General features: G+C 33.8%; 19 protein-coding genes, 1 other RNA gene and 1 pseudogene. All 21 read left to right on the plus strand.

Annotated elements, in window-relative coordinates; all coding sequences use genetic code 11:
- The first annotated feature begins 23 nt into the window (after positions 1 to 23).
- The 21 genes and pseudogenes from aroE (at position 24) to NK213_RS03405 (ending at position 23,860) form a co-directional block, all read left to right on the plus strand.
- A complete protein-coding gene (gene aroE, locus NK213_RS03300) occupies positions 24 to 839 on the plus strand; it encodes a shikimate dehydrogenase (protein WP_253346658.1) in 816 nt (271 codons plus the stop codon).
- 10 nt (positions 840 to 849) lie between these two features.
- The gene (locus tag NK213_RS03305) at positions 850 to 1,698 is read left to right on the plus strand and encodes a hypothetical protein (RefSeq protein WP_253346659.1); all 849 of its coding nucleotides are present in this window, start codon (positions 850 to 852) and stop codon (positions 1,696 to 1,698) included.
- Positions 1,699 to 1,834: 136 nt separating this feature from the next.
- Positions 1,835 to 2,689: a hypothetical protein gene (locus NK213_RS03310; protein WP_253346661.1), complete on the plus strand. Its 855-nt coding sequence runs from the start codon at positions 1,835 to 1,837 to the stop codon at positions 2,687 to 2,689.
- Between the two features lie 82 nt (positions 2,690 to 2,771).
- Positions 2,772 to 2,911 (plus strand): annotated as a pseudogene (locus NK213_RS20585) (DUF4250 domain-containing protein).
- Positions 2,912 to 2,967: 56 nt separating this feature from the next.
- Positions 2,968 to 3,642, plus strand: a complete 675-nt coding sequence (locus tag NK213_RS03325) for an aldo/keto reductase (RefSeq protein WP_253346663.1) — start codon at positions 2,968 to 2,970, stop codon at positions 3,640 to 3,642.
- 23 nt (positions 3,643 to 3,665) lie between these two features.
- Complete coding sequence (locus NK213_RS03330) at positions 3,666 to 3,851, plus strand: hypothetical protein (protein ID WP_253346665.1); 186 nt, start codon at positions 3,666 to 3,668, stop codon at positions 3,849 to 3,851.
- A 48-nt stretch (positions 3,852 to 3,899) separates the two neighbouring features.
- Positions 3,900 to 4,397, plus strand: a complete 498-nt coding sequence (locus tag NK213_RS03335; protein WP_253346667.1) for a shikimate kinase — start codon at positions 3,900 to 3,902, stop codon at positions 4,395 to 4,397.
- Entirely contained in the window at positions 4,394 to 4,828 is a 435-nt protein-coding gene (gene aroQ / locus NK213_RS03340) for a type II 3-dehydroquinate dehydratase (protein ID WP_253346669.1), read from the plus strand. Before NK213_RS03335 ends, aroQ begins: the two co-directional genes overlap by 4 nt.
- Before the next feature lie 32 nt (positions 4,829 to 4,860).
- Positions 4,861 to 5,307, plus strand: a complete 447-nt coding sequence (locus tag NK213_RS03345) for a HutP family protein (RefSeq protein ID WP_253346671.1) — start codon at positions 4,861 to 4,863, stop codon at positions 5,305 to 5,307.
- Between the two features lie 79 nt (positions 5,308 to 5,386).
- Positions 5,387 to 6,382: an ABC transporter substrate-binding protein gene (locus NK213_RS03350; RefSeq protein WP_253346673.1), complete on the plus strand. Its 996-nt coding sequence runs from the start codon at positions 5,387 to 5,389 to the stop codon at positions 6,380 to 6,382.
- A 27-nt stretch (positions 6,383 to 6,409) separates the two neighbouring features.
- The gene (locus NK213_RS03355; protein ID WP_253346674.1) at positions 6,410 to 7,396 is read left to right on the plus strand and encodes an ABC transporter substrate-binding protein; all 987 of its coding nucleotides are present in this window, start codon (positions 6,410 to 6,412) and stop codon (positions 7,394 to 7,396) included.
- 36 nt (positions 7,397 to 7,432) lie between these two features.
- Positions 7,433 to 8,530, plus strand: a complete 1,098-nt coding sequence (locus NK213_RS03360; RefSeq protein WP_253346675.1) for an ABC transporter permease — start codon at positions 7,433 to 7,435, stop codon at positions 8,528 to 8,530.
- Between the two features lie 4 nt (positions 8,531 to 8,534).
- Positions 8,535 to 9,320, plus strand: a complete 786-nt coding sequence (locus NK213_RS03365; protein WP_253346676.1) for an ABC transporter ATP-binding protein — start codon at positions 8,535 to 8,537, stop codon at positions 9,318 to 9,320.
- 86 nt (positions 9,321 to 9,406) lie between these two features.
- A complete protein-coding gene (locus tag NK213_RS03370) occupies positions 9,407 to 9,889 on the plus strand; it encodes a YcxB family protein (RefSeq protein WP_253346677.1) in 483 nt (160 codons plus the stop codon).
- Between the two features lie 97 nt (positions 9,890 to 9,986).
- Positions 9,987 to 10,730 (plus strand): 3-deoxy-manno-octulosonate cytidylyltransferase, encoded by a 744-nt coding sequence (gene kdsB, locus NK213_RS03375; protein ID WP_253346678.1) that lies wholly within the window; start codon positions 9,987 to 9,989, stop codon positions 10,728 to 10,730.
- A 326-nt stretch (positions 10,731 to 11,056) separates the two neighbouring features.
- A complete protein-coding gene (locus NK213_RS03380) occupies positions 11,057 to 17,884 on the plus strand; it encodes an autotransporter domain-containing protein (RefSeq protein ID WP_253346679.1) in 6,828 nt (2,275 codons plus the stop codon).
- Between the two features lie 291 nt (positions 17,885 to 18,175).
- Positions 18,176 to 19,030: a lysophospholipid acyltransferase family protein gene (locus NK213_RS03385; RefSeq protein WP_253346680.1), complete on the plus strand. Its 855-nt coding sequence runs from the start codon at positions 18,176 to 18,178 to the stop codon at positions 19,028 to 19,030.
- 9 nt (positions 19,031 to 19,039) lie between these two features.
- On the plus strand, positions 19,040 to 19,846 hold the full coding sequence (locus tag NK213_RS03390) for a phosphodiester glycosidase family protein (protein WP_253346687.1): 807 nt from the start codon (positions 19,040 to 19,042) through the stop codon (positions 19,844 to 19,846).
- A gap of 110 nt (positions 19,847 to 19,956) precedes the next feature.
- An RNA gene (gene ffs, locus NK213_RS03395) (signal recognition particle sRNA large type) lies at positions 19,957 to 20,221 on the plus strand.
- A 69-nt stretch (positions 20,222 to 20,290) separates the two neighbouring features.
- Complete coding sequence (locus NK213_RS03400; RefSeq protein ID WP_253346688.1) at positions 20,291 to 21,520, plus strand: GNAT family N-acetyltransferase; 1,230 nt, start codon at positions 20,291 to 20,293, stop codon at positions 21,518 to 21,520.
- 162 nt (positions 21,521 to 21,682) lie between these two features.
- On the plus strand, positions 21,683 to 23,860 hold the full coding sequence (locus NK213_RS03405; RefSeq protein ID WP_253346689.1) for an ATP-dependent helicase: 2,178 nt from the start codon (positions 21,683 to 21,685) through the stop codon (positions 23,858 to 23,860).
- Positions 23,861 to 23,863 lie beyond the last annotated feature (3 nt).

Consider the following 23,863-nt stretch of genomic DNA (forward strand, 5'->3'; position numbering starts at 1 on the left):
AAAAGATTTAAGGAGGAGAAAATATGGAAAAATTCGGATTACTGGGCGAACATCTGGGACATAGTTTTTCTGAGACAATTCATAATTTATTTTTTCAGAAAGCAGGAATAAATGGAAAATATGAATTATATGAAAGAAAAGCAGAGGACATAAAAGAACTGCTGAATGAAATAAGAGAAGGAAAGCTGAAAGGTCTGAATGTAACAATACCTTATAAAGTAGAAGTAATGAAATATCTCGACACACTTTCAAAGGAAGCTACAGCTATAGGTGCGGTAAATACAATAGCACTGAAAGACGGCAAGCTGGGAGGGTATAATACAGATTATTACGGTTTTTTGGAAACATTAAAGGTAAATAATCTGGAAGTAGAAGGAAAAAAAATACTTATACTTGGTACCGGAGGAGCAGCAAAGGCTATTTACGGGACATTGACAGCTTTAAATGTGGATACTGTCTATCTTACTTCTATAGAGAAAGATGACAGATTCAAGATAAGAAACAAAGATAACATAATAAATTATGTAGATGTTAAGAATCTTAAAAATATAGAAGGAATAATAAATTGTACACCAGTGGGTATGTATCCTCAGGTGGATAATCTTCCCCTTGCAAATGACAGTTTCATTCCTGTAAAATATCTGATAGATGTTATTTATAATCCCGAAGAAACTGCCCTGATGGAAAAGTATGCTTCAATGGGTGTAAAAACAATAAACGGTCTGATGATGCTCGTAGTACAGGCAGTGAGATCAGAAGAAATATGGAATAATATGAAAGCTGATGAAAAAGTCATAAAAGAAATATATGAAGATGTAAGAAAAATTTTGTATAAATAAGAGGGAGACAATGTTTAATTTTTTTAAAAAGCCTATATCAAAAGAAGAAGAAAACAAAATAACAATTACAAAAATAGAGATAATCAAATATAAAAAATTAATAAAAGCAATTGTTGGAAACAGAGGAGACACTCTATACAAATTTATTGACGAATATAACAACAGAAATCTGAAAAACATAAATGTAGAAATAAGAAGTACAATATTAAAACATCATACATATGATACACCAGAAGAGTTTGAGATAGACTTATTTAATACATATTTTTCAGAGCTTGCTTTAATGTATCTGGAAAGTAAAGGGTATTTGCTGTCTGTGGACTGGAAAGGCGAGGACAGCGAAGGTGACATAGAGAAGTTCGTAAGTAACAATCTTATGGCAAAAGGTGAAGAGATGATACATTTTGATAATCTGATAAACCTTCGTAAGAGAATTAATGAAGATGAAATCTGTGTATATGATTCGGATTTTCTGCTGATAAAACTGAAATTAATAGATACTGAACTGAAAGAAAGAGGCTACTCACTTTATTTTATAAATGACAACAGCGACACATATCATATATTTATGGCAAAAACAGGATCAATAACAGAAGACGAGAAAATAATAAATTTCTGGGCAGCAGATGTGGATGATTATAAGTATAACGGGTTGGGCAGAAAGCTGAAAGCAGGAATCAGCAATCACAAACTGTCTGTGGTTCAGGAAAATGGAACTATAAAGGAAATTTTGAAAGATACTGTATTTTTTGTAAATGATGAAACAGAAACAGAACTTGAAATAGAAACTGTTAGTTGTGAAGATACAATAAAAGGTAAAATAAAAAATAATAATATTGATTATGAGATAATTTCGTGATCTTCGTCATATTTACGCATTAAACTGAAATATGACTGATTGTGAATATTTTGCTACTGGCAGATATTGCTGTTTTAAGCAGAAGCAGGATAAAATTTTTGGAATCTCATAAAAATTCACAGATTGGAGCAAAAAAATGTTTAAGAAAATTTCCGGAAAAGATACATCTTTAGATGAAAGTGCTGAAATAAATGAAAAATTAAAAGAACTGGCTGAGGAAAATAATGAAAGACTCTTTGAAGATTCAGAAGGGTTATATGAAAGAATACAAAATGATCTGGATTATATGCTTGCAAAAGAAATAGGAGCAGATGAGTACGGGGAACTGGACAGTATGATACAGATACTTATTCCGGAAGGATATAAAATTTATGAAAAAATCAAAGAAGAATTTTTCAGTAATAAAAAAGAAGCAATGGAAAAAGTATTAGGAATTACTGATGTAGAAAATATGACTTTTACTGAATTTATTTATTTTTATCTTCAAAAAAATACAGATTCTTATTATTATGAAAATCTGGCAACTGGTTATGTAAAAGGATTTAAAAAACTTTTGGATGATGAAGGTATAAATCTGGAGAATATTAACTGGGAAAGTCTTGAAGGAAAAGAAGAGTCATATGAGGAACTCCTGATAGATATAGTTCTTTCATTAATAAATAAAGCATTGAAAAATGAAAAGAAAACATTATTTGGAATAGATATAGGAATGGGTTCAAAAATTTTCTTTTTGAGAGATACTGAAGATTATAAGAAAATAAAAGAAATTGAAACAGATTTCTATTATGTATATGATATTGAATATGTGAAAGGTTTTTATACATCAATATATGAAATTATAGTTGCTCCGTTTAAAGAGCTGGAAGTTTCAAAAGGTGATTTTGTGGAGCTGGCTGAAGGTGAAACGGGTATAGTAAAGGTAAAAACTCTTTTTAAGGCTGAAAACAAAGAATATGATATAAATAAAAATATACTGAAACAGGTTTTTTAACTTTTCATACAGGCATTAAGGAGAAAATATGAAGCTGGATGTAGAAAAAACAGATATAAATATATTGTTAAGTATAGTAAATATGAAATTAAGAGATGAATTCGACGATCTTGAGATTTATGCAGTTATTATGATATAAAAAAAGAAGAGCTGGAAAAAAGGCTGAAAACCCATGATTATGAATACTCGGCTCTAAATAAACAGTTTATAAAAAAAGTTTGATAAATAATGTTTGGTATGTGAAAAAACCGGGAATATGGTGAAATGAGGTATTAAACATGGAAAATACTGATAAAATAAAAAAAGATAATTTTGCAAGAAATGTAATTTTGAGAGACGGCGGGCAGGTAAATGCAATAGGTCAGGGAACATGGCGTATGGGCGAAAAGCATTCGGAAAAATTAAAAGAAGTAAAAGTTCTCAGATTAGGAATTGATCTGGGAATGACACTTATAGACACGGCAGAAATGTACGGCAGCGGCGGAGCGGAAGAAATAACAGGCGAAGCAGTAAAAGGAATAAGAGATAAAGTTTTTGTTGTTTCAAAGGTTTATCCCCAAAATGCCGATAAAAAAAGAGCGGTTCTCTCATGTGAAAATTCTCTGAAAAGACTTGGTACAGATTATATTGATTTATATCTGCTTCATTGGAGGGGTTCAGTTCCTCTTCATGAAACTGTGGATGTAATGGAACAGCTTGTAAAAGATGGGAAAATAAAGAGATGGGGAGTTTCGAACTTTGATGTAAAAGATATGGAAGAGTTATGGAAAATACCCAAAGGATCAAACTGTGCAGTTAATCAGGTTTTGTATCATTTAGGATCACGCGGGATTGAATATGATCTGCTTCCGTGGTGCAGGGGAAAAGGACTTCCAGTAATGGCTTACTGCCCTGTTGCGCAAGGCGGTGTGCTTAGAGAGGAACTTTTAGGAAATAAGACGGTGAAAAAATAGCAGAAAAAAGGGGAATCAGTGAAGTGCAGGTATTACTTGCGTGGACTGTCAGAGAAAAGGATATTATTTCTATTCCGAAAGCTGTGCAGGAAAATCATATATATGAAAATGCAGAAACAGGAGGGATTTTTCTTTCAAAAGAGGAAATCAATGCTCTTGATTCTGAATTTCCGGCTCCTAATACTAAAGTGTGGCTGGATATTGTTTAGCATTAAGAAAAAGAATCAGCAAATTTATGTTATTTTTTAAGGAGAATAATGAAAAATATAGTATTAATTGGTATGCCGGCTTCAGGCAAGACCACAATATCAGAATTACTCGCTGAAAAGCTGGAAATGGAAAAGTATGATGTGGATATTTATCTTGAGGAAAAAGAAGGAAGACTGATAAAAGATATTTTTTCTGAATTTGGAGAGGAGTATTTCAGAGATCTGGAAGAAAAATACACAAATGAGCTTTCCGATAAAGACGGGATTATTATTTCCACAGGCGGAGGAGTGATAAAAAGAGAAAAAAACATAGAAAATCTGAAAAAAAACGGTATTGTTATATTTCTGGACAGGGAACCGGAAGAGATAGCAAAAGAAGATCATACATTAAGACCTCTGCTTCAGGATATTGCCAATATTGAAAAGTTATATGGGGAGAGATATCATTTATATGAAGGTTATGCTGACTATATTGTAAGAAATAACACTTCTCTCGAACAGGTAATAGAAACAATAATAAAGATTATAAATGAGGTGGGAGAATGAAATTTTTAGTGGTAAACGGGCCTAATTTGAATTTTTTGGGAATACGTGAAAAGGGAGTTTATGGTTCTGAGACATATAAGGAACTCGTGGAATATATTAAGGACGTAAGCGGAAAACTTGTAGAGAGTATAGAAGTAAAACAGTCAAACAGCGAGGGGGAAATTATAGATTTCCTGCAGAAAGCTTATTATGACAAAGTAGACGGAATAATAATAAATCCCGGAGCTTATACTCATTACAGCTATGCGATTTATGACGCGCTGAAAGCTGTTTCGATTCCAGCTGTGGAGGTTCATATGAGCGATATTCACAACAGGGAAGAATTCAGAAAAACATCTGTAACTGCACCGGCATGTATAAAGCAGATATGCGGTAAAGGTAAGGAAGGGTACATTGAGGGAGTGTTATATCTGCTGGAATATCTGAAATAATATTCCCAGCAGAAAACAAAACAGGAGGAAACATGGGATTTAATGATAATAAAAGCGTACAGGTCTGCAGAGTAGCACTGAAAATGGCCATTTCCTCAAGAGAAGAGGAAAAGAAGTATATGGAAGACTTCAAAAAGAAAAATATAAAAGTGGCCGCAGTGGACATAGGCGGAAAAATGCCTGATTCCAGATTCAAATTCATAGAAAGTGCATTGGTGGCAGCTAAAAGAAATGGTCTTATTACAGACAGCCATGTTCATGACGGGGCGGTAATAGGTGCCATGAGAGAAGCGATAAGCCAGATTGAAACAAATATAAACGGTTTGAGTGTGGGAGGAAAGATAGGGATAGCAAGAGATGGTGAGCATCTCAGTGTTGCGGTATTTCTGAGTGTGGGAGTACTACAGTTTAATGAAGTAATAAGTTCCATTGCACACAGGTCTGTTCCGATATTTAAAGAGGAAAAGGAACTGACTTAATAATTGACTTAATTCACAATTTTTGATAGTATTTATAAGTAAGAATAAAAAATTATAGTAGGATAGTAGGAGGAAACAAATGAAAAAAATAATGTTTTTGGTGATGATGTTATCACTGATATTAATAGGGTGCGCAGATAAAAAAGAAGAAGCTAAAACAGAAACTGACAATACAAATACTGAGGCAAAAGCAGATGATAAAGTATACAAGATAGGAATAACTCAGATCGTATCGCATCAGGCTCTGGACAAAGCAAGAGAAGGGTTCAAGGATGCACTGAAAGAAGCAGGAATAAAAGCGGAATTTGACGAACAGAACGCTCAGGGAGATGTAACAATAGCAAATACAATAGCAAATAAATTCGTTACTGATAAAGTAGACCTTATATTTGCAATAGCTACACCAACAGCACAGGCAGTGTCAAATGCGACAAGCGATACTCCGATTTTATTTTCGGCAGTAACTGATCCTGAAGCAGCCGGGCTGGTAAAGCCGAATGTTACAGGAAGCAGTGATAAAGTGGATATAGAACAGCAGCTTGCCTTATTAAGAGAAATATCTAAGGATGCAAAGAAAATTGGATTTTTATATAATTCTTCAGAAGAAAACTCATTAGTACAATTGGAAGAGATAAAGAAAATAGCAGGAAAGTATAATTTTGAAATAGTAGAACAAGGGATAAGTTCAGCAAATGAGCTGCCTCAGGCAATAGACAAGATGCTTACACAAGTGGATGCATTATACCTTCCTACAGATAATCTGATTTCATCAAGTTCGGCATTAATTGCAGAAAAAGCAAATGCAGCTAAAAAGATAACATTTGCAGCGGAATCAGGAATGTTGGAAAACGGAATATTCATAACAAAAGGAATTGATTATTACCAGTTAGGGAAAGAAGCAGGAAAACTGGCTGTGGAAATTTTGAAAGACGGGAAAAAACCGTCGGATTTACCATATAAGATAGCGGAAACGACTGAGATAGCGGTAAATAAACAAACACTGGAACAATTAGGTATAAAACTTCCTGATGATGTTATGAGTAAAGCTAAGTTTATTGAGACTAAAGCGAAATAATTTTTTTAAGATGATTTAGGAGGTTCTATGAAAAAGCTGTCATATTTATTATGTATAATGATGTTATTTTCACTGATATCATGTGGAAGTAAGGAAGAAAAGAAAGATACAGAGACAAAAACAGAAACAGCTCAGACAGATGGAGCAAAAAAGTATAAAATAGGTATAACGCAGATAGTATCGCATCCTGCTTTAGATCAGTCAAGAGAAGGATTTAAAGATGCATTGAAAGAAGCTGGAATGGATGTAGAATATGAGGAACAGAATGCACAGGGAGACATTACAATAGCAAATACAATAGCAAATAAATTCGTTACTGATAAAGTAGATCTGATATTTTCAATAGCTACACCGACAACACAGGCAGCAGTAAATGCAACAGGTACTATACCAATAGTATTCACGGCAGTAACTGATCCGGAAGCAGCAGGGCTGACAAAACCTAATGTTACAGGAAGCAGCGACAGGGTAGACAATGTGGCGGAACAGCTTGATGTACTGAAAGAATTAAATCCCAATGCGACAGCAATAGGAATTTTATATAATTCTTCAGAGCAGAATTCAGTGACACAGGTAGAACTTATCAAGAAAATAGCAGCGGAAAAAGGAATAAAAGTAGAAGAACAGGCTGTAACATCAGTAAGTGAGCTGACACAGGCACTGGATAATCTTCTTTCAAAAACAGATGCCCTGTATATCCCTACAGATAATCTGGTAGTGTCAAATATGCCGGCAGTAGTGGAGAGAGCAATTGCAGCAAAGAAAATAGTAATAGCAACAGATGAAGGGTCAGTAACAAACGGTGCCCTTTACACAAAAGGAATAGATTTTTATGAGCTTGGTAAGGAAGCAGGAAAGCTGGCAGTTCAGATTCTAAAAGACGGGAAAACGCCTTCTGACTTAAAAGTAGTTACATTAAAGCCGACAAATCTGGTATTTAATAAAAAAACTATGGAAGCTATAGGATTGACTTTACCTGAAAAGCTGAAAAATGAAGTAAAATTCGTTGATTAATATCACGAATAACAGTAGGATAGGAGAAAAAAAGTAATGGAAGGACTTTTAAATTTTTTTGCAGGGTTAACAACGGTATTTGAACAAGGTCTGATATTGGCTATAATGGTAATGGGTATATATTTAACATATAAAATTCTTGATTTTCCAGATCTTTCGGTAGACGGTTCATTTCCTTTAGGGGCATTTGTACTGGCTGCTGTAGTATTAAAGGATATAAATCCCATACTCGGAATGTTTATTGCGTTTTTAGCAGGAGCTCTGGCAGGGATGGCAACAGGAGCAATGCACGTAAGACTGAATATAAGTAATCTTCTTGCAGGAATACTTACAATGTCAGCTTTATACAGTGTTAACTCCAGAGTAGTAGGAAAAGCGAATGTGTATATTCCAGGGGACAAGACTATATTTAATTTGTTTAGTTATGATAAATTATATATTTTAGTAATAATACTTGTAATATGCCTGATTTTAAAATTTTTATGTGATAAAACTCTGAAAGATAAGAGATCATTTATAATAAGCACTTGTCTATATATAGTTCTCTTTATTATTCTTATGACTTATACTGTGAAAAATCAGAATGTAACTCTGATGATAATTGCTGATATAGTATTTATAATAAAATTATGTCTTGATTATCTGCTGAACACTAAGTTTGGTTTTGCACTAAGAGCCATAGGGGATAATGAAGATCTGGTAGTTGGTCTGGGAGTCAATGAAAAGAACATGAAAATGTTCGGATTAATGATGGCAAACGGATTAGTGGCGTTATCAGGTTCACTTTACGGGCAGTATCTGAAATTTGCCGATCTGCAGATGGGAATAGGAACTATGGTAATAGGTCTTGCTTCTATAATAATAGGGCAGGGTGTACTGAAAAAGGATAAAATAATAAACAATCCTTCTATAGTAGTAATAGGAGCGATTTTGTACCAGTTTATTATTTATATAGCACTTAGATCAAATGACTGGTTTAAGGCATTATATAAAGCACTGCATTTTTCAGACGGCGCTATAAAAATGCTTGAAATAAGAACGACAGACCTGAAATTAATTACAGCATTAATAGTAGTAATAATACTGGCATTTTCCAACAAAAAATTAAAAATAATTTTTAAAACAAAAGGATAGAATAATGGTAGAATTAAGAAATGTATACAAGACATTTGTAAGTGAGCTCGGGACAAAGAAAGAAGTTTTTCAGGATACCAATTTTGTAGCTGATGAAGGCGACTTTGTTTCAATTATAGGAAGTAACGGAGCAGGAAAGTCTACATTACTGAATGTAATAAACGGGAATGTGATACCAGATGCCGGAGAAGTTATTTTGGGAGACAGAAATATAACTAAAGTGAGCAGACATAAAAGAGCAAAATGGATATCACAGGTTTTTCAGAATCCTTCACAGGGAACTTCACCGTCAATGACTGTATTAGAAAATTTGTCAATGGCTAAGAATAAAGGAAAAAGCTTTAATCTTACACTTGGTCTGGACAAGAAAAATATTCCTTATTATAAAGAAATTCTTGCAAGTCTTGATTTAGGACTTGAAGAGCAACTGGATACAAAGGTAGGACTGCTGTCAGGTGGGCAGAGACAGTGTCTGTCATTGATAATGTCAACGCTTAATCATCCTGATGTATTGCTTTTAGATGAGCATACAGCTGCTTTGGATCCTAAGACTTCAAAGATCATTCTGGACAAAACCAAAGAACTTGTAGAAAAAAACAGTATAACAACACTTATGATAACGCATAATCTTCAGGATGCCATAGAGTATGGGAACAGACTGATAATGATACACAGCGGTGATATTATACTTGATATAAGAGGTGAGGAGAAAAAACACCTCACTGTGGAAAAGCTTCTTGAATTTTTTCATGAAAAAGATGCAAAATTAGCAGATAAAGATTTATTTTAATAAATAAAAAATGGAAGACTGTTATTCGGTTTTTCATTTTTTTAGTATAATTCAGCAATAAAATAAAAATTACAAAGGAGGATTAGATGGAAGAAATTTATTTGGAATACCGTGCAGATATAAAAAATTATTTTGAGGCAGCAAAGTATTTTACGAAAAGTAAAATAAAACGAAATATTTTTGACAGAATAATGGAAATAGTTGTTCTACTAATTGGTGTTTTTATGTTTACAATTGGAAATTTTATTTTAGGTATGATTTTTGTGGTATTTAGTCTTCTTTTTATACTGAGAATTTTTGAAAAAGGAGTTACATACCTTTATTTTAAGATATATATTTCTAAAATGGGAGTACAGAAATTGTTTGTTTCCCATGATAAAATGAGATATGAGCGTGAGGATATAAGTTCTGAAATAGAATGGAGTTATTATAAAGGATTTATAGAAACACCGAATACAGTATTGCTGTTATACGGGAAAAGAAATTATTCAGTAATACCAAAAGCAGCTTTTAGTGAGGGAAAACTGAAGAAATTCATATCATTGCTTCAGGAAATATTTCCTGCTTGAAGTAGTTTGAAAAAGTAATAAATATACTTGGAAGTTATTTTTAGATATGGTAAAATCATGAGAAAGAATTACAATGTGCTTTGAGAAGGAGTAAATTATGAAAATATTGGGAGTGATTCCTGCAAGATACGCATCTTCGAGATTTAATGGGAAGCCTCTAGAGCTGATCTGCGGAAAACCGATGATAGAATGGGTATATAAAAGAAGTGTAAAGTCTGAGCTTGATGATGTGGTAGTAGCTACTGATGATAAAAGAATTTTTGACACAGTTGCTGCATTCGGCGGGAAAGCTGTAATGACAAGAGATGATCATGTTAATGGTACAAGCAGAATACAGGAAGTAATAGGGCTTGAGGAGTATAAAGATTTTGAATTCATAATAAATATACAGGGTGATGAACCTATAATCGATCCGGAATCAATAAATATTCTTGTAAATAAATATAAAGCTGAAAAAGCAGAGATAATAACTTTGAAGGAAGAAATAAAGTGTTCTTCGGATAAGGAAAATCCTAATGTAGTGAAGGTTATTACGGATTTTTCCGATAATGCCCTGTATTTCAGCAGAAGTCTTATACCTTATATGAGGAATGAGGATAGTAGTTTTATATATTACAGACATGTAGGGATTTACGGATATACAAGTGCAGTCCTGAACAGTATGGATAATATGAAAGACGGAAAACTGGAGCATATCGAATCATTGGAACAGTTGAGATTTCTGGAAAACGGTTATAAAATAAAAGTATATGAAACAAAAAGTACGGTAAAAGGTGTGGATACTAAAGAAGACCTTCTGGAAGTAGAGGAAATAATCAGAAAAAATAATATTAGTTTATAAATAATAATACCATTATATCATTTGTTATAATTAGATAATATAATGGTATTTTTTTAGTTAACTTTTTGTTATAAATATAAAAAGTTATTGATGATATTGTTTAAAGATACATTTTAAGTATCAGACAATGTAATGAATAAAAGTTGACAAAATGAATAAAAATATAGTATTCTATATAATAGGTACTTATTAATTTTAATTTATGGATGATTAATAAAGTTATGTAAGTATCAGGGAAGGTTTGAAAAATATTGGTAATACCGTTTTATTTTTGTATGTGAAAATATGAGGGTATTATTTTAGATAAATTAGAGCAGGAGGAATTTATGAAAAATAAGAGGCTATTGTTATCATTTCTAGCCTTATATTCGATGACGGCAGCTTATGCAGAGACGAATATTAAGGTTAATACTAAACTGGATAAGATATACAAGAATCTGATTAATGACAAGGGGGTAAGCGAGAAAGACTACGGTTTTCTGGAAGAGGTTCTGAATAAGAGAAATAAAGAATTAAAGGATCTGTATGAACAGTCTGACTATATAGTAAAACCGGAATATTTGGAATGGCAGATATTTTTCAGCGGCTTTTATGACCATGTAGAACGTGGAGATAATACAAAAGCCAATGCAAAATATCATTCAGATCCAAGCTACAGCAAGAACGGTATACAAGGGAAAGTAATGCAGGGAACTCAGGTTTCAAAAGAGGTGGATTTAGGGATCAGGATTCCTATGAAAGCAGTGAACAGGACGCCGCTTGATCTGGCTATCCAGACACCGCCGGTGGTGGAAGTGAATCCAGCCGGTACAGTTACTGTGGAATTGCCTAGCATTAATGTGCCTGTTATTGAAGTGCCGGAATTTGAAAAGGTTGATGTTTCTGTAGCAGCGATGGATGTAAAATCTATTTTTACGTATACGGTGAACGTTGGTGGTTCCCCGAATGCTGATCAACAGGGAATATTAAACTATAATGGGACAGGTTATATGCCAGGAAACGACATTACGAGTTATCATAATGCAATTTTATCGCAGCAGGAATTAGTTGGGGGTATCAATAATGTAGGAAGAGGTACACTAAATGTAAGTTTAGCAAATAATTCCAGTAACATTACTGCTACTGTAAATAATACTATGGCATATGGAAATGCAGATGAAAATATAGATTCTACACTTTCTGGTCCAGGATGGTCAGATATAGATGATAGAAAATATGTCATGAAACTTGTAGGTGGAAGCTCTGGAGGGCATATTCTGGAAATAGATAATATGGATATTACTTATACTGGTAATGATATAGAATTTAAAGAGAGATTTCTATTTTATACTGATGCTCATAATAAAGTCAGTGATAACAAATGGATAATTACAGATAGTACTAATATAACATTATCGGGACAATACTTAATTATGTATGGCGCACAATATCATAGTGGTGATAAAAATGCAATAATGGAAAATAATGGAGTGATAAGAGCAGACAATACTTCATTAAATTCTGGAAATAGAATAATATTTGCCGCAGTGGATCATAGGAATAACAACACAAGTGATAATGATAGCAGATTTTTAGATTTTTACAATAATGGAACGATAATTTTAGAAGGAAAAAGCGATGTTTTAGCTAATTTTGGTGTTCCTAGTAATACTCTAAATCAAACTGGCACAAGCCCTGATGGCGGAACTAGATTTATAAACTCCGATAATGGAGATGTTAGTTTAAAGGGATTAGGATCAATTGGGATAGTTGTAAAAGATGAAAGTCAATATGGAAAAATTACAAATTTTGGAAAAAGTGAAATAACCTTTAAAAAATCACTTGAATTAACTGGCGATGAAACAGTAGGAGTTTATGTAGAAAATTCTACAGTAGGAGCTTTTAACCCCATATATTCATCAATGAATATGAATATAGGAACTACAGGAAATGAAAGCAGCAGCACAGGAAATTCAGCAAGCGGAAAAGCAGCGTATACAGAAAACGCAGCAGGTTTTTACACAGATGCAGCAACATTAACATTGAATCTTGGAGACGGCTCGTCAGCATCGGCGCCAGGAACTCATAACATACTGTTTGGTGATTACGCAAGGTCGAGTTCTTTGGTTAGAGCAGACGGAGGAACTCTTACTATAACAGGAAAAACACTTGTAAATAAAGGTGAAGGAAACATAGGTCTTGCAGCAACCGGAGGTAATATTACTTTAAATTCCGGTGCAAATCTGACAGTTTCGGCTGGAAACGGGAACGCAGGAGCGTATGCACAAAGTGGCGGAACCTTCACTAATAATGGTACGATAACTGTAAGTGGTAATGGAACAAATGGTGTTATTGCTGCGAAAGATAGCTCGAATATAGCAGGAAATATAATAAATAATAGTACAATTACAAAAGAAAATAATGGAGCTGCAGTTGTCTTGGCAGGCGGGAATTTTACAAGTACAGGAAGAGTAGAGACAAAAAACAGCTCGGCAGGAATATATGCTTCCAGTGATGTTTCAAGTAATACAGTCAGCTTAACAGGTGATGGTGTAGTAGCAGGGAATAAAGGGATAGCGTTTTATGCAGGTTATGACAGTACTAACGGTACAACAGGAAGAATACAATTTGGCGGAACACCTGTAGGTACTATCCAAAATGGCGGATTAATGTTTTACAACAATTATTCGTCATCGAATGGAGCAGCCGGATCAAACTTCGGTCAGTTTATTATAAATTCCGGGACATCAGTAAAAGTAGAATCAGGCGGAACAGTATTTAAATTTGATTCTGCTACGTACAATACCGCGGATTTCTCAAATTATTTGAATAATACTTTTAACGGTTCACTAGGAAACCTGACTATAAATATGCCGACATCAGGAAATGGTTACGGTAATCTTTTTGTACTGGGAAGTTCTACAGTTGACCTTACATCTATGATATCTACTGCAAATAATGTACTGGGTACCAGTGGTCTTACAATAAACGGCAATTACAGATTTGCATTATTAACAGACGGAGTCTTCAATATAAATAACGATTCTACAAACGGAACAGCTTCAAATCCGTATGATTTGAATAATACTAATAATCCGATTAACTTAATGAATGCTGTGAACTCTAAGATAAACATCACTTCCGGTACTTATATCACAGGAACTGCAAATGAGCAAAATGTAGTGAAACAAGTTAATAAAGCAGGGCAGGTACAAAGCGATATAGCAATAGTAAATGACGGTAACATAAATATGAGCGGGACTGACTCAGTTTCTCTTTATTCTGTATATGGAGACATAACAAATAACGGGACAATAACAGTTTCAAATAATGCTATAGGAGTGTTGGGGTTAAATAATACAAAAATATTAAACTCAGGAAGCGGGACAGTAAATGTTGGAAATAACAGTATCGGATTAGCTGGAATAACATATGACAAGAACAAGATGCCTATTTCTGATTCAGCAGCTTTAGGCTATGGTTCAGATAAAGTAGACATAACAAATAACGGCTATATAAATGATATTTCCGGACAGAGTAAAGGTGTGGGAATATATGCCGAAAACAATAATTCTACAATAAATAGAAATGATGTACAGGCTCTAAACACAGGAACACTTAATTTCATCAATTCTACAAACAGTGCAGGAGCATATGTAACAGGCGGAACATTCACAAATACTAACGGACAGATAAATGTAGGAAGCAGTAATGCCGGAATTTATGCAAATAACAGTGATGTAAACTTTAATTCAGGAACAGTGGAATTATCAGGCAATAATGCCGTAGGATTCTATTTGGAAAATAATAGTAATTTTACTGGAACATCGGGGACAATTAACATTACCGGGCAAAATGCCATAATATTTAATATAAAAGGAACAGGATCAAACTTTAGCAATAATCTGACAATCAATTCATCAGCAGGATCTTCATATGTTGTAGCAAACATAGATTCAGGATTATATCAGTCTAATGTGGGGAACTATACAATCGGAGATAACGGAGTTATGTTCTCAGGAATAAAATCCGCTGTATTGCTGGATTCAGGGACTACAATTACGGGTACAGGTACTAATAGTGTAGCTCTGTATGGAAATGGTCTTTACTCAGCAGCACTGGCATCACCATATTCTGTAGAGTCTGAGAATCAGGGTACAATCACAATGGGAGATTCTTCTGCAGGAATATATGTAGTTAATGGAGCTAGAGCTTTAAATAAAAATAATATAAGTGTAGGGAACTCATCAGTAGGAATGTACGGATTGAATTCAGGAACTGTAACAAATGAAGGAATTATAGAAATAGGAACTTCAAGTCAGGGTATTTATGCACAAAATACAGGGATTGTAACAAATAAAAATATAATAAGAAGTACAAGCAATAATGCTGTAGGAATTTATGCAGAAGGAAACATGGATATTTTAAATGAATTAGGGGCTGAAATAAATCTTTCAGGTGATAATTCTATAGGAATTTTCTCAAAATATTCAGCTACAAGTACTGCTGTACTGACAAATGCCGGAACTATAAACATTGGTAATTCTACAAATGCTGTGAATCCGGGATTAGGAATATACAGTGAAAATACAGATGAAAAAATAAGTAATACAGGAAAGATATTAGTAGGAACTTCATCAATAGGTATTTATAAGTCCGGTTCTGCAACTGGTCTTGGCTCTGTGGAACAAAATGGAGAAATAACAGTAGGTGATGGAGGAATAGGAATTTACAGTGACGGAGATACTGTTAATATACTAGGGAATTCAAAAATAACTTTACTTGGAGGAAATGAAACAGCAGGAGTATACGGGATAAACGGTGCTAAAATAGTAAATGGATCATCTGATTTGAGTATAGGTTCAGGGAATTACGGATTTATTTTGAACAGCGGGGCTTCATTTGAAAATAATGTAGGAATTACACTGGGAAATAATGAAGTATTGGTATATTCAGACGGCGGAAGTACAATTACGAATAACGGAAATATTAATATGACTGGTTCTGAAAATGTAGTGGTATATGCTGTTAATGGTGAAACTGTTAATAACATTGGTACAATAGATGCTTCAAATCAAATAGGAAATATAGCTGTATATAACAAAGGCGGAGTAATAAATAACAGCGGTACTTTATATTTAGGAAATTCAGATATTCAAAGTAAAACAAACACTTTCCTAAATACTTATGCAGTGGGACTGTACAGTGAAAATTCTTCAATTTCAAATTCTGGTACTATACATGCAGGTACAGGAGCAGTAGCAATTTATTCCAAAACTGATGCGAATAATAGTGCAGTATCTACAAATAAAGGTGATATTTATTTGACTGATGGAGCAGTAGGATTATATGCAGAAGGTAAAAATACACAGATAATCAATGATAAAACAGCTACTATTACTGTGTCAGGAGACGGAAGTATAGGAATGGCTGCTGTAGGCGGAGCATTGATCACAAATAAAGGTACTATTGACATAACAGGAACTAATTCTTACGGTATGTATGGAAATGCCGGTTCAGAAGTAGAAAACTACGGTACTATAAATGTAGGCGGAGAAAATAACACTGCAATACTTTTGGCAAACAGTTCAAGACTTATTAATAATGCCGAGGGGACAATAAATATTTTAGGCGGCGCGATAAACGGACTGGGACTGACTCAGACAGTAAATGAGCAATATGTAGTTCCAAGCATAGTAAACTCAGGAGTTATTAATGTAAATGAAAACTTTAAGGTAAACGGAGTAGAAATAACTATAAAAGTAGATCCTTCTACGATAACAAGTGCAACACTTTCAGAAGATGCCGGAGCAAAATATGTATCAAATGCAGTAAAATTTAATGCACCGTCATTTGAAGTAGATGAGAATAATCCAGTTGTTGTAACAGCAGATTTTACACAAGGAACAAATGCTACAACATATAAATTAAAAGATGTATTTAATCCTACAACTTCCGGCGGAGGACCGAATACCGGAACTGTGCCTGTAGTAAGTAAGTCGCTTACATGGGAAGCAATACCGCAGATAAACAGCAATGGTAATGTAGATATATGGATGAAGAAGATTCCGTATGATAAATTTACCGGCGGTCTTTGGTATGAGGATTTTGGAAAAAATCTTGATAAGAAATATGGTGTAGACGGAATATCATCAAATGCTATAAATATTTTTAATAAAATAGATTACATAAGTAATGAAACTGACTTTAGACATGTAATGGCAAGTCTTGCAGGAAATGTTTATTCTAACCTGAATCAGCGTGAAGATGATATAGCAAGAATATTTGAAAATTCATTGGATTTACTGCAAAACTCTGAGAATAACACTAAAGAAAATGTGAAAATTAACGTTATAGTGGGAAGCGGAAAGAGAACAGAGGATACTGACGGAGTAGTAGGATATGATTATAAAGCAACAGGAATTCAGGCTTTAAGAGAAGTAGAAAGAACTTACAGACATACTTTCGGATACTCATTGGGATATATGCATACAGGATTTGAATTTAATGACGGAAATAACAGTGAAGAATGGGTAGATACAATTCAGCTGGGAGTTCACAATAAGTATAAAGCTAATGACTGGATCGTGAAAAACGATCTTACCGGAAGAGCGAGTATTCACAATGTAGACAGAAATATAGACTGGCCTGTAAACGGAAGATCAGAAATGGACGGTACATTTGAAACTTATTCACTTACTTTTGATAACTCTTTAGGAAAAGAATTCAAAATAGGGAGAAATTCATCTGTAACGCCATATGGAGGACTGCGGGCAATGTATGCTGTAAGACCGACATTCACTGAATCAGGACTGGAAGCTTTGGAAGTGGACGGAAATGACGCATGGAGCGTAAAGCCAAGAGCAGGTGTGGAAGTAAAAGGAGAAATGCCTTTAGGTGCAAGAGGATGGAAAGCAAAAGCAACACTTGATCTAGCTTATGAATATGAACTTGCTAATCTTAATGAAAGAGAAAAAGCAAGACTTATTGCTGTAGAGGACGGATATCATAATTTATCGAAACCGGAAGAAGAAAAAGGAGCATTTAGAAGTAAGGCTTCTGTGGGAGTAGAGGTAGAGGAAAAATACGGGATATTTGTAACTGGAGAATATGTTACTGGCGAACATAGTCAGGAAGACTACAGAGTCGGTGTCAGTTTGAAAGCAGTATTTTAAAAAACAATTATTATAAAAAATACAAAAGGCAGTTACAGTTTTATTTTGAAACTTAACTGCCTTTTTTCTAATAGAAATTTATAAGACATATATGTATAAGATATAGAAAATATATAGAAAAAAATTTGTAGCTTATGTCTGAATATGATAAAATTATAGAAAATACTATTATTTTGTAAACATGTTACTATGAAGAAAAACTACTAAAATACTGGTATATTTTTTTATAAATTCCATTTTAAATTTTCAAAAATATTTAACATTAATAATTAATATATTTAGGAGAAAATAATGAACAAGTATAGGATAGAAGTAGCAATGATAAAAGGAATTAAGAAAAGCTTAGGGATTTTTTCTTTGAGATTCCGATTCAAATTTGCTGAATTTTTGGGAATACTAGCTTATTATATTATTAAAAAAAGAAGAGATCTGACATATGAAAACCTAAAAATAGCATTTCCGGAAAAATCTATGTCAGAATTAAAAAAAATAGCAAAAGAATCGTATAAAACTGTGGCTAAAAATACTTTTATTCCATTGTTTTTAACAGAGTTAATAGAGAAAAAAGCCATAGAAGTAGATAATTTGGAACTAGCTAAAGAACTCTACGGCAGAGGTAAGGGACTTATACTTACGACTCTTCATATGGGCGGTTTTGAAGCGGGATTTTCGCTGGCAAAATGGTTTGATGTGTATACTGTATTTAAAAAACAGAAAAATCCATATTTGAATGATCTTATGACAAGTTACAGAGAAAGAACAGGAGCAAAAACAATACTAAAAAATATAGAAAACGGTTCAAATGATAAAATATCAGAGTGTTTTAGAAATAAAGGACTTTTGATTCTTGCTTCAGATCAATATTCAAACGGGGTAGATATGGAATTTTTTGGTAAACATACTAAGGCCAATGAAGGAAATATGCTTTTGGCAATAAAATATAAAGCGCCTGTAATCTTAGCGTATTCTGTTTTTAAAGAAGACAGGGTAAATATAACCTTTGTGAAAGAACTGGAAGTGGAAAAAAAGGGGAAATTAAGAGAAACGCTCCAGTATAACACACAAAAACTGTTTTATGATTTTGAGGAACTGATAAGAAAATATCCGGGTCAATATATGTGGCAGCATAACAGATGGAAAATATAAGGAGAGAAAATGAAAAAAGTTTATTTGCTGATTTTAATTTTGATAGTAAGTATCGGCGGAATTTTTTTGGCAAAATCTGTGAGAAAAACGAAGAAAACTACTGGAATAACAGAAATAACAGGGATTTCTCCTGAAAAATCAGAGGAGAGAGAAAGCACCGGAGGAAAAAAAATCATAGATGGGGATTTTTCAGTATATTTACCTGATTTAGATAATGAAAAAATAAAAATGTACTGGAAAAATAAGAACGGCGAGGCGTATTCCGAGTTATCAAAAGTTATTCAGGAAAATCCCGGAGATAAAATTAATTTTGCTACAAATGGCGGCATATACAGCATAGAATACAAACCTAAAGGATTATACATAGAAAATTACAAAATAATATCAAAAATAGATCTCAGGCATGGAGAAGGCAATTTTTATATGCAGCCGAACGGAGTGTTTTTTATTGAGGATAATCAGCCGAAAATATCAGAATCAAAGAGTTTTACATATAATGAAAATATAAGTTATGCAGTTCAGTCAGGACCGCTGCTGGTAAAAGACGGCGTAATAAATAAAAAAACAGGTAAAGACTCTAAGTCTTTGAAAATACGTAGTGCTGTAGGAATAACAAAAGAAAACAAAGTCTTTTTTCTTATGAGCAGTGAGGGAATAAACTTTTATAATTTCTCAAAATATGCGCTGGATAATCTGGAGTGCAGAGATCTCCTGTTTTTGGACGGAACAATATCTAAAATGTATTTTTCAGATGAAAAAGAAGCTCCAAAGCAGGATTATCCATTTGTAACTATTATAACTTCTGAAAAAAAATAAGAATTTTTATATAAAGCTGTTCTTTTCATATGAAAAAATTCAACATTTTAAATACAAAAAAGAACTAAAGAAGTTGACAATTATATGCAAAAATGATAGAATAACACTTGCCATACTAGCCGGGGAATCAGCGGTGCCCTGTATCCACAATCCGCTATAGTGGAGGTGAATTCTGAGCTTGAGGGGTAATTTGGTATAAAGCCTTCAGGCAACGGCGTTGAGAAAAAAGTCCTATATTGCAGGATGTCGGTGAATTGTGTCAGGTCGGGAACGAAGCAGCACTAAGTCGAAAGTTTCTGGGTTTGTGGGGTCGCTTTTTTTGAGCCTTTGTCTGTAGAAACATATATTGAGTTATTTCGAGAGTTCGGTGTATGGCTAGAAAAGATATCAGCTGGATTTTTCTGGCTTTTTTTATTAATAAATATTTTAATCCCGGGAGGAAAATTGGATATTATAAAATTAAAAACAGAAGACCAAGGAGAACTTGGGGAATTAAAAGTTTTGGATAATGAATTCGAGATGCCGGAACCCGGGGAAGAATGGTTTGCCATAAATGACAAGGACATGATAATGGGTTACGCAGTTTTGGAAATGAAAGAAACGCCTGTTTTGAAAAAAATATTTGTGAGAGAAGATCAGAGAAACAGCGGTTATGGAACAAAACTTTTGAAATCTTTAATTAACTGGGTGAGAAGCAATAATTATGACGGTATGGTTGTTTTAGATCATAAGAATTCTAATAAGTTTCTGGAAAGACTGAAATTCGTGAGAAACGGGGAAGCTTATATAAGAGATGGTCTGAGCTTTAAGAGAAAAAAAGAAAAGAAAGCTATGCTGGTAATTATATTCAATTTATTTATAAATATTATTCTGGCTTCATTAAGAATAGTGTTTGGTTATATGGGAAACAGTACGGCACTGATAGCTGACGGTGTAAACTCGCTTACAGACTGTGTAAGCAATACTATAGCCGTGGTTGGTCTGAAGGCAGGAAGCAAGCCGGAAGATGAACATCATCCTTTTGGACACGGAAAAATGGAATCTATTATGAGTATCATAATTGGAACACTTATTATAGTAGCAGCTTCAAATATATTATATGAAAATATAATGAAGCTGGTCAGGGGAGAAGTAAGCACACAGCCTCCGGCATTGCTTATCGGAGTTTCTATAATCTCTCTGATTATAAAAGCAGGACAGTTTTTCTTTATAAAGAGAAACGGGGAGAGACTTAATAATACACTTTTACTTGCTTTATCAAAGGATTATAAGTCAGATTTTATAATAAGTACATCAGTTGTAATAGGAATATTTCTGTCAAGACAGATAAGTCCCGTGATGGATTCTTTTCTTGGTATTGCTGTGATTTTATATATCATCAAGGAAGGTTACGGGATAATAAAGGATAATTCCCTTGAGCTTCTGGATACTCAGGATAAGGAATTTCTTGAGGAAGTCTACAGCTTTGTCATAAAAGAGAAAGGCGTGGAAAATGCCCATGATTTTCACATGTCTAAATCAGGAGAAGATATATATCTGTTTCTGGATATAAGAGTGAATAAAAATATGCTGGTAATGGAAGCCCATGATTTGTCACACGAAATTTCTAATAAACTAAAGTTGAAATACAGGAACCTAAAAGATGTAATCATACATGTGGAACCAGTATATTAAGGGTTTTTGTACAAATATATATATTTTAATCTTATAATAATAATATATTTGTATTTTAGTTGAAATTTAATTACAAAATCTTTCGGAGTTAAGGTGCTGACATTGCTATTGGACGCAATGTGTGGTATAATTAATAAAATTTTATAATAGAAGAGGAAACAAATGAGTATATTAGACGGTCTAAATAAAGAACAAAGAGAAGCAGCAGAACATATAGACGGCCCTGTGCTGATACTGGCAGGCGCGGGAAGCGGAAAGACAAGAACGGTAACTTACAGAATAGCTCACATGGTAAAGGAAAAGGGCGTATCTCCTTTGAATATACTGGCTCTTACATTTACTAATAAAGCAGCAAAGGAAATGAAGGAAAGAGCAGAAGCTCTGGTAGGAAATGATGTTCATAACCTACAGATATCGACATTTCACTCATTTTCTGTAAGACTCTTAAGAATATACGGTGAAAAGCTGGGATATGGGAATAACTTTAACATCTACGATACAGATGATCAGAAGTCATTAATAGGTAAGATAATGAAAGAACTGAATATACAGGATGATACTACGCCGGGTAAAGTAGCAGGCAGAATAAGCAAGCTTAAAGAAAAAGGAATTGATATAAAAACAATAGAACGGGAAGTAGACTTGCGTGTCCCTTCTAACAGAGCGTTTTTTGATATTTTTGATAAGTATGATAAAACTTTGAAATCCAGTAATGCAATGGACTTTTCAGATCTGATATTAAATGCAAACAAGATTCTGGATAATTCGGAAGTACTTGGAAGAGTACAGGAAAGATATAAATATATAATAGTGGACGAGTATCAGGATACTAACGATCTTCAATACGAAATAATAAATAAAATAGCTTCAAAATATAATAATATCTGTGTAGTCGGCGACGAAGACCAGAGTATTTATGCTTTTAGAGGGGCAAATATTAATAATATACTGAATTTCGAAAGAGACTATAAAAATGCCCTTGTAATAAAACTGGAAAAAAACTACAGATCTACTGAGAGAATACTTAATGCGGCAAATGAGCTGATCAGAAATAATAAATCATCAAGAGGAAAGAAGCTCTGGACAGATGCCGGAAAAGGTGAGAAAATACAGGTTTTTAATGCATCGAATACATTTGACGAAGCTAATTTCATCGCAGAAGAAATACTCAGAAAAAATATAGAAGGCATCCCTTTTAAAGATATGGCAATTCTTTACAGAACTAATGCCCAGTCAAGGGTACTGGAAGAAAAAATGCTTTTGAATAACATAAAATACAGAGTTTACGGCGGAATGCAGTTTTTTCAGCGAAAAGAGATAAAAGACCTCTTGGCTTATCTGAGTGTCATAAATAATATACAGGATAACCTGAATTTCGTAAGAATAATTAATGTGCCGAAGAGATCTATAGGTGATAAGTCAGTAGCAAAGTTCGTTGAAATAGCTGCACAGAAAGGCGTATCACTTTTTGAGTCGCTAAAATATATAGATGAAGTAACAGGACTGCGTGCAGCAGCAAAAGAAAAGCTGAAAGATTTTTACAGACTGCTGGTGGATGTTCTGGAAAATCTTGATAATATGACAGTAAGTGAGATATTTCAGGAAATACTGAACAGAACTAAATATATTGATTCAATAGAGGATAACAAAGAAGACAGAATAAAGAATATAGAGGAATTAATGAACAGTATACGTGAGATAGAAAGAGAGTATCCGGGAATTACATTAAGTGAGTATCTGGAGTTTATATCTCTTACATCCGCAACTGACAGTATGGATGACGAGGAAAATTTCGTAAAGCTGATGACAATACACAGCTCCAAGGGGCTTGAGTTTGATTATGTATTTATAGCAGGAATGGAAGAGGGGTTATTTCCCGGAGAGGCATCTGTACTAAATGATGAAGACCTTGAAGAAGAAAGAAGACTTTGTTATGTGGCAATAACAAGAGCAAAAAAGGAACTGAGACTGTCGCATGCTTCTGAGAGAATGCTGTGGGGACAATCAAGTTATGGACGTCCTGCTTCAAGATTTATAGATGAGTTATCTCAGGATGAACTGGAATTCCTGAATAAAAAAGAGAGAAAATCAGATTTATTCAGACAGACAGAGCAGCCATTGAGATCAGAAAATTTCAAACCTATGACAGATATAGAAAATTTTAATCCTTATAAAAAAGCTCCTGAAGAAGCTAAGTATAAAATCGGGGAATTTGTTAATCACATAAAATTCGGAAAAGGTAAAGTAACAGGTATAGATAATAAAAGTGTAACTGTGGATTTTATGACAGGGGAAAAGAAAATAGCCTTAGCATTGGCAGACAGATTTTTGAAAGGATAGTGT

This window comes from Sebaldella sp. S0638 (assembly GCF_024158605.1).
Lineage (GTDB): Bacteria > Fusobacteriota > Fusobacteriia > Fusobacteriales > Leptotrichiaceae > Sebaldella.

What these genes read in the sequence shown, in the direction of transcription:
- aroE (WP_253346658.1), top strand. Translation starts at nt 24, where the DNA reads ATGGAAAAATTCGGATTACTGGGCGAACATCTGGGACATAGTTTTTCT.
- NK213_RS03305 (WP_253346659.1), top strand. Translation starts at nt 850, where the DNA reads ATGTTTAATTTTTTTAAAAAGCCTATATCAAAAGAAGAAGAAAACAAA.
- NK213_RS03310 (WP_253346661.1), top strand. Translation starts at nt 1,835, where the DNA reads ATGTTTAAGAAAATTTCCGGAAAAGATACATCTTTAGATGAAAGTGCT.
- NK213_RS03325 (WP_253346663.1), top strand. Translation starts at nt 2,968, where the DNA reads ATGGAAAATACTGATAAAATAAAAAAAGATAATTTTGCAAGAAATGTA.
- NK213_RS03335 (WP_253346667.1), top strand. Translation starts at nt 3,900, where the DNA reads ATGAAAAATATAGTATTAATTGGTATGCCGGCTTCAGGCAAGACCACA.
- aroQ (WP_253346669.1), top strand. Translation starts at nt 4,394, where the DNA reads ATGAAATTTTTAGTGGTAAACGGGCCTAATTTGAATTTTTTGGGAATA.
- NK213_RS03345 (WP_253346671.1), top strand. Translation starts at nt 4,861, where the DNA reads ATGGGATTTAATGATAATAAAAGCGTACAGGTCTGCAGAGTAGCACTG.
- NK213_RS03350 (WP_253346673.1), top strand. Translation starts at nt 5,387, where the DNA reads ATGAAAAAAATAATGTTTTTGGTGATGATGTTATCACTGATATTAATA.
- NK213_RS03355 (WP_253346674.1), top strand. Translation starts at nt 6,410, where the DNA reads ATGAAAAAGCTGTCATATTTATTATGTATAATGATGTTATTTTCACTG.
- NK213_RS03360 (WP_253346675.1), top strand. Translation starts at nt 7,433, where the DNA reads ATGGAAGGACTTTTAAATTTTTTTGCAGGGTTAACAACGGTATTTGAA.
- NK213_RS03365 (WP_253346676.1), top strand. Translation starts at nt 8,535, where the DNA reads ATGGTAGAATTAAGAAATGTATACAAGACATTTGTAAGTGAGCTCGGG.
- NK213_RS03370 (WP_253346677.1), top strand. Translation starts at nt 9,407, where the DNA reads ATGGAAGAAATTTATTTGGAATACCGTGCAGATATAAAAAATTATTTT.
- kdsB (WP_253346678.1), top strand. Translation starts at nt 9,987, where the DNA reads ATGAAAATATTGGGAGTGATTCCTGCAAGATACGCATCTTCGAGATTT.
- NK213_RS03380 (WP_253346679.1), top strand. Translation starts at nt 11,057, where the DNA reads ATGAAAAATAAGAGGCTATTGTTATCATTTCTAGCCTTATATTCGATG.
- NK213_RS03385 (WP_253346680.1), top strand. Translation starts at nt 18,176, where the DNA reads ATGAACAAGTATAGGATAGAAGTAGCAATGATAAAAGGAATTAAGAAA.
- NK213_RS03390 (WP_253346687.1), top strand. Translation starts at nt 19,040, where the DNA reads ATGAAAAAAGTTTATTTGCTGATTTTAATTTTGATAGTAAGTATCGGC.
- NK213_RS03405 (WP_253346689.1), top strand. Translation starts at nt 21,683, where the DNA reads ATGAGTATATTAGACGGTCTAAATAAAGAACAAAGAGAAGCAGCAGAA.